Annotated in this window: 7 protein-coding genes; 2 read left to right on the top strand and 5 right to left on the bottom strand. The window is 45.2% G+C overall.

Annotation, left to right across the window (positions count from 1 at the left end):
* The first annotated feature begins 223 nt into the window (after positions 1–223).
* Positions 224–1,243, top strand: coding sequence for an NAD-dependent epimerase/dehydratase family protein (locus B9N89_RS24720; RefSeq protein ID WP_132323763.1), 1,020 nt, complete (start codon positions 224–226; stop codon positions 1,241–1,243).
* 461 nt (positions 1,244–1,704) lie between these two features.
* On the opposite strand, the gene rfbD is transcribed toward B9N89_RS24720, so the two are convergent.
* Genes rfbD through rfbB form a run of 3 tightly spaced genes read right to left on the bottom strand, consistent with a single transcriptional unit; the run spans position 1,705 to position 4,272 of the window.
* The gene (rfbD, locus tag B9N89_RS24715) at positions 1,705–2,619 is read right to left on the bottom strand and encodes a dTDP-4-dehydrorhamnose reductase (protein WP_132323761.1); all 915 of its coding nucleotides are present in this window, start codon (positions 2,617–2,619) and stop codon (positions 1,705–1,707) included.
* Positions 2,620–2,624: 5 nt separating this feature from the next.
* Positions 2,625–3,182, bottom strand: coding sequence for a dTDP-4-dehydrorhamnose 3,5-epimerase (gene rfbC, locus B9N89_RS24710; RefSeq protein WP_132323759.1), 558 nt, complete (start codon positions 3,180–3,182; stop codon positions 2,625–2,627).
* 10 nt (positions 3,183–3,192) lie between these two features.
* Positions 3,193–4,272 carry a dTDP-glucose 4,6-dehydratase gene (rfbB, locus tag B9N89_RS24705; RefSeq protein ID WP_132323757.1) on the bottom strand — a complete coding sequence of 360 codons (1,080 nt, stop codon included), beginning with the start codon at positions 4,270–4,272 and terminating at the stop codon, positions 3,193–3,195.
* Between the two features lie 282 nt (positions 4,273–4,554).
* On the opposite strand from rfbB, the gene B9N89_RS24700 reads away from it, so the two are divergent.
* Positions 4,555–4,980, top strand: a complete 426-nt coding sequence (locus B9N89_RS24700; RefSeq protein ID WP_132323755.1) for a hypothetical protein — start codon at positions 4,555–4,557, stop codon at positions 4,978–4,980.
* Between the two features lie 175 nt (positions 4,981–5,155).
* On the opposite strand, the gene B9N89_RS24695 is transcribed toward B9N89_RS24700, so the two are convergent.
* Together B9N89_RS24695 and B9N89_RS24690 are read right to left on the bottom strand one after the other, a co-directional pair.
* Positions 5,156–5,473, bottom strand: coding sequence for a hypothetical protein (locus B9N89_RS24695; RefSeq protein WP_132323753.1), 318 nt, complete (start codon positions 5,471–5,473; stop codon positions 5,156–5,158).
* 346 nt (positions 5,474–5,819) lie between these two features.
* A complete protein-coding gene (locus tag B9N89_RS24690; protein ID WP_132323751.1) occupies positions 5,820–6,305 on the bottom strand; it encodes a DUF8189 domain-containing protein in 486 nt (161 codons plus the stop codon).
* Between the last annotated feature and the right edge of the window lie 58 nt (positions 6,306–6,363).

The raw sequence follows: 6,363 nt of genomic DNA, 5'->3' as shown, positions 1-6,363 counted from the left end.
CGAACTCGGAAGCTAAGCTCCTCAGCGGCAATGGTACTGCTCTAATAAGAGTGGGAGAGTAGCTCGACGCAGCCTAAAAATATAAAAACCCTCTGGTCTCGCGATCAGAGGGTTTTTTGTATTGTCCCTCGATTTCAACGAAAAGATGCTTGCCTTGATCCCCTTTTGTGTCTAATTTTCAAAAAAATCATTTGATCTGATAGCTCAACGTAGGTGTAACTCGTTGGATAATATATTAGTCACTGGATCTGCAGGATTTATAGGCTTTCACCTTAGTAGGTTGCTTTTAGAGACTGGCTATCGTGTAATCGGTCTTGATAGTTTCAACTCCTACTACGATTTGGCACTGAAGAAAAGCCGTTCACGGATCTTATCGGAGTATGGCAACTTTAAAGAGTATCGTTCAGATATTGCCACTCGAAAAGAGATTGGTTCAATTTTTGATGACGAAAGAATTGACTGTGTAGTCAATCTTGCTGCCCAAGCTGGTGTTCGCTATTCTTTAGAATATCCTGAAGAGTACAGTCGCAGCAATATGGTAGGATTTCTTAACCTTTTAGAAGAATGTAGATTTCATCATGTTAGGCACTTTATCTATGCTTCTACTAGCTCGGTCTATGGGGCAAATAGATGCCAACCATATTCTACATCTCAAGTTGCTGAGCACCCCTTAAGCCTATATGCCGCTTCTAAGAAGTCAAACGAACTTATGGCGCATTCCTATAGCCATTTGTTTCAATTGCCTACGACTGGACTCAGATTTTTTACGGTTTACGGCCCGTGGGGGCGACCAGATATGGCTTACTTTAAGTTTACAAAGGCCATACTAGGCAAGCAGCCTATAGAAGTTTACAACCAAGGAGAGATGTGGCGAGATTTTACCTATGTTAGCGATATAGTCGAATCTATCAAGAGATTGATCCCAATCATTCCCAAGGGCAGCAGCCTCTTCGATCCAAACAATCCCAATCCATCGATCAGCAGTGCACCCTACAAAATCTACAATATTGGTAACAGCAGGCCGGTGAAGCTGCTTGATATGATTGAGATTCTAGAAGACAAGCTAGGGATGAAGGCACAGAAAAATATGATGGACATGCAGTTGGGAGACGTACCATCGACCTATGCAGATGTCGAAGATCTTGTGCAGGTAACGGGGTTTAGACCACAAACCTCGCTAGAAGATGGGATATCGTCTTTTGTAGATTGGTATCTTACCTATTATCGTCCTCAAGACGAGTAAAGTATATTGGCCTTAAGAAAAGTCAGCCTACGATTGATTTCTCGAAGGAGCTTTTTAGGATATCCATAATGTCTTCTTGGCTTTCGACTTCTTTCATCCGTGGATCCTTAGGTTCCAATAGCACTCCCTAGTCAATTCCTGGCGATTTTTAAGGGAATTATACCGCCTTTAGTTGGTATATTCTAGCTTTTGGTTGAAGTCGACCAGAAAAGTCGCTTAAAGGCGTTATTTTAAAGGGAAGAGCTTCGTATCGCCATAACAAACGCCTTTAGGCGGTTTCTGGCTGGAAAAGTACTCCTGCTTTGGGCAAATAGATTCCTCGCTAAGATCCTCTAAACGCTATATTAGCCCTCTAGGAAGAACCTCTTTTCGGGACATGAGGTCATCAGTAGAATGTGGTGGATTCAGAGTCAGGATCCTATTGAGCTACGTGCTGTAGAAACGCAAACAAACAGCTCGATCTAAGACGAAAAAATTCTCTCCACCACCAAAGCCAGCTGATCTTGCCAGTTATCCCGCGAATAAGAAAATGCACCTTCCAACTTCGAACAATCGAGGCGAGAGTTCAAAGGCCGAGCCGCAGGAGTCGGGTAATCCTTAGAAGGAATATCGTTCACCGTAACATCACCGAACCCAGAATCGAAACGACTAGCCTGGCGAAAAATCTCCTGAGCAAAGTTTGCCCAGCTGGTGAAGCCCTTGGCAGTTAAGTGATAGGTGCCAGCAAGATTTTGCTTGTTTAAGTCTTCAAGAACCTGAGCAATTGCTTGAATGGTGGCTTCTGCTATCTGAAAAGCACTGGTCGGAGACCCTATCTGATCAGCGACCACATTCAGCTCTTTGCGGGATGATCCTACCCGAAGCATAGTTTTTACAAAGTTGTGACCATGGAACCCATAAACCCATGACGTTCTAAAAATAAGATGGCGGCAGCCGCTCTCTCGAACTGCTTGCTCACCAATCCATTTGGTCTTGCCATACCAATTAACGGGCTTTGCGGGTTCACTCTCTTTTCGAGGCTTCTCACCAGAACCATCGAAAATATAATCTGTGGAATAGTGCACCAACAAGGCGTTGGTCTCAGCAGCATAGCCAGCCAAAGCGCGTACAGCATGGGCATTCACAGCCATAGCTAGAGCTTGCTCTTCTTCTGCCTTGTCTACAGCAGTGTAAGCTGCGGCATTTAGAATTAAGTCTGGCTTCACCTCAGATAAAAAGCTGAAAATCTGTTCCTGCTTAGATAAATCCAATGCCTGGTGGCGAGATCCCTGCTCAGGCTCTAAGGCAGTTGTGATAATTTCATATGAGCTGTCGCTCAGCTGTTGGCAAAGTTCGAATCCCACCTGGCCGTCAGCACCTAAAATCAAACATTTCACAGATATCACCCCTGGTATTTTGGAAGGTCGTTGTCATTTAGCTCTTTAAGCGGCGTTCCATCTTGATCCTTGTTGGATAGTTTAGGCTCAGAGACAGGCCATTGGATGCCAATTTCGGGGTCGTCCCATTTTATCGATAACTCATGCTCAGGAGCGTAGAACTCATCGCATTTGTAGGAAAAAACTGCTTCATCTGAGGTAACAACGAAGCCATGAGCAAAGCCCCGAGGTACCCAAAGCTGATGCTTATTGGTTTCATTGAGGTAAACCCCGACCCATTTGCCAAATGTTGGGGATCCGATGCGAATATCAACGGCGACATCAAAAACTTCACCTCGAATCACAGAAACGAGCTTTCCTTGGGATCTAGGGTGTTGAAGGTGAAGTCCTCTAAGTACTCCATAGTTCGACTTTGATAGATTATCTTGTACAAATTCGGCTTGGATCCCTGCATCAAAATATCTATCCCGATGGAAGGTCTCTAGGAAGTACCCTCGATGATCACCGAATATCTTTGGTTTTACGAGTTTTACGTCGGGAATTGACGTATTTTCTACGTCCATGCTTCGGCCTTTATATATTAGTTTCCGTAGAGCCTTTTCTTAGCCCAACCCTTTGTCCTGTGGCGCCTTTACTCTTAATGTGCGCGCACCAAACGTCCTCTTGTTCGATGTACCATTGGATGGTTTTACGGATGCCAGAGTCAAAGTTTTCTTTAGCTTGCCAGCCCAGCTCCTGTTCGATTTTACTGGCATCAATCGCATAGCGCAGATCATGGCCAGGGCGATCCTGGACAAAGGTGATCAAGTCCCGGCGAGAGGAGCCCGACTTGAGTGGGACTAGTTCGTCTAGGGTATCGCAGATAGTCTGCACTACCTGGAGATTGGTACGTTCGTTGCGCCCACCGATATTATAGCACTCTCCCACCCGTCCTTGCTCAGCGGCAAGGAGCAGAGCTTTGGCATGATCTTCAACATACAGCCAGTCACGAATATTTTCTCCCTTACCGTATACTGGCAAAGCTTCTCCCGAAAGCCCCTTAAGGATCATCAGTGGAATCAGTTTTTCGGGGAATTGGTATGGCCCATAATTGTTTGAGCAATTAGTGATCACAGTGGGCAAGCCATAGGTGTGATGCCAAGCTCTTACCAGGTGGTCCGACGAGGCCTTACTGGCTGAGTAAGGTGAGTTGGGTTGATAAGGAGTTGTTTCCGTAAATAGGCCTTCGTCACCTAGTGTGCCGTAGACCTCGTCAGTTGAAATATGATGAAAGCGAAAGCGGTGCCGTTGCGATGGCGGAAGAGACTCATAGTAATCTCGCGAGGCTTGCAGCAACGCATAAGTGCCCATGATATTAGTTTGGATAAATGCCCCAGGGCCATCGATAGAGCGATCTACATGAGATTCGGCAGCCAGGTGCATTATAATATCCGGCTTGTGGGCTTCTAGCAGAAGGCGCATCCTTTGGGCATCACAAATATCCGCTAGTTCGAAGGCATATCGGGTGTCGTGCTGAAAGGGCTCAAGGGACTTGAGATCCCCCGCATAGGTGAGCTTGTCAACGTTTACAACCTTCTCGTACTTTCTTGCCATCGCCTCGCGAATGACGGCTGAGCCAATAAAGCCTGCTCCGCCTGTTACCAGAATTCTCATGCTTAGCCCCGCTGTGTGTTCGAATAGTTACAAAGATAAGGGTTCTTTAGGGATTGTTCAATAAGCTTGTTCAGAGGAGGGCGGGCTATGCAGAGCTGGTTAGTTGGTCTTTTGATCAGAAATATAAGGAATTATGGTAATGCTCAAATTATCCTTTGGCTTCAGAACCAATGTTCCAAAGTATGAAGTGTCGCTAACTAAAAACCCATGTAAATATAGTTATTTAAAGTATATTAGTGAACGGTGGATCAGCTAGAACCAGATAGTGGATGGGAGAAATCCATGAACCAAGATCCAATAAATGAGAGAGGATCTCGAAGTGAGAGTGACAAGGCACGCACTTATGCTAAGGCTCTTTGGCTCTTGAAAGATGATTTGGCATTGCGGACAAAAGACCTTGCCCTTTTGATGGATCTTAACGTGCGAACATTGAGAGATGCTCGAAAAAAAGGCCATTTCCCTTGCTTATCAAATGACCGGCTTTTAAGGCTTGCTCACTTACTAGGGATCAACAAGAGTTTAGAGATTATCTTTCCCAGAAATGAGGAGATCAGAAAAAACTGGCTTCACGTCAAACGTGATCTTTTCAACGGGAAAAGCGCACTAGAAATGATTGAGGCTGACCCACTGAACTCTCTACCTAGGCTATACGCTGTCAGAAGGGTGCTCGAATTGTATCGCGTGGGTACGATTCATAATATGACCTAGTGAAATTAAGAGAGTCTCCAGAAAGCGAGGTAATTTTTTGGAGTTTGACGGTCAATCGAGAGGGTTCAAATGTCTCACTGAGAATGTGATCTTGTGTGTATTCCTGAAAACTCTTGGGTTGAAGTAAAATAGCAAGAAGAGCAGAGCCCAAAGGGCTCGCCCATGGGAATGCAGCCTAGAGCTTATACTCATAGTACCAACCGCCAATCGCGGCAAGGTAGTACTCTGGGTGTGATCCGTAGGTGTCTATGACCCTTCCGTCTTCAATGAGTGCTCGGGCAAATTGTCTCGTCGCCCCGAAAAACTTATCAACTGCCACTCTTCGGCTATCAGTAGCAGCTTCGAACTCGGTTCCCCAGGGAGCTTGTGCCACCACGTAGTAACGCTGAGGGGTGTCAAGTACAAGGTGACCAGCTTCCACAGCGCTGCCTACAATGACCTGCCTCCAATACTGCTCACCAAAAGTTCGGACATCAACCCCATTGTCAATCAAAACAACGGCAAAGTTTGCTCTCTGTTTTGTATAGTAAAATTGGGATGCCTCTTCGAAATTTTGAAACTCTGCATATTCAGGCCCCCCATTGCCGTGCCAGTGGACAAAAGAGGCGGCAAAGGCTTGACCACCTAAAATAGTGATAATAATGTAACTAACATAAGCTTCTTCATAATTAGTTATCCTTACGTAAAGTGAAATATCAGGACTTAAGAAAGACTTACATCATGTTTATTGTAAAATTATGTGCTGCAGTGTCGACATGACATTTTAAAATTGAGAAGGTTGCAATTCTTCTTATAACAAGCCTAATGTATCGATAAGAGTGCAAACTGCAACGCTGTCACTAGCGATTGAAGGTGCGACACCAAACAACGTCATCCATACCCATGCCACAGACTTTTAGGTAGCCAGGGCCTTGATATTCGATGAAGGGGCTTGATTTTATATGCCCGTCTAACTTTCCCCAGGTGCTTCCATGTCCGTAGCCACTACCTCGATGCATCCACATTACATACAGGGCGTTGTCAGCTCCCCTCACAAAAATTGCGAGGTTTTTGCCGTCATGAGCTAACGTTGGGCTTGCAACTGTCTGACCAGGTAATAACATCCATCCATTGTCGCTTCCACCTTGATTATTATTGTAATGAATCTCGTATTGGCCCACCCTTTTTGCTTTGTGAGTTACGCCTTTAAACATCAGGGAGGTCGTTGGGGCTTTCACTCCGATACCTGGCTCTCTGACCCATCCCGACCATCCTGCATAAGCTGCAGAACCAAAACTAGTTAGACCAAACATAGCAATGAGTGCAAATAATGTGCTTCTTTTCATGGCTTATACTCCTCTGAATAAATGGCTGATAAACGAAAAAATGTGCTTATGAATCAGT

Source organism: Pseudobacteriovorax antillogorgiicola (assembly GCF_900177345.1).
Taxonomy (GTDB): Bacteria; Bdellovibrionota_B; Oligoflexia; order Oligoflexales; family Oligoflexaceae; genus Pseudobacteriovorax; species Pseudobacteriovorax antillogorgiicola.
This window is presented reverse-complemented; position numbering and strand designations above follow the sequence as displayed.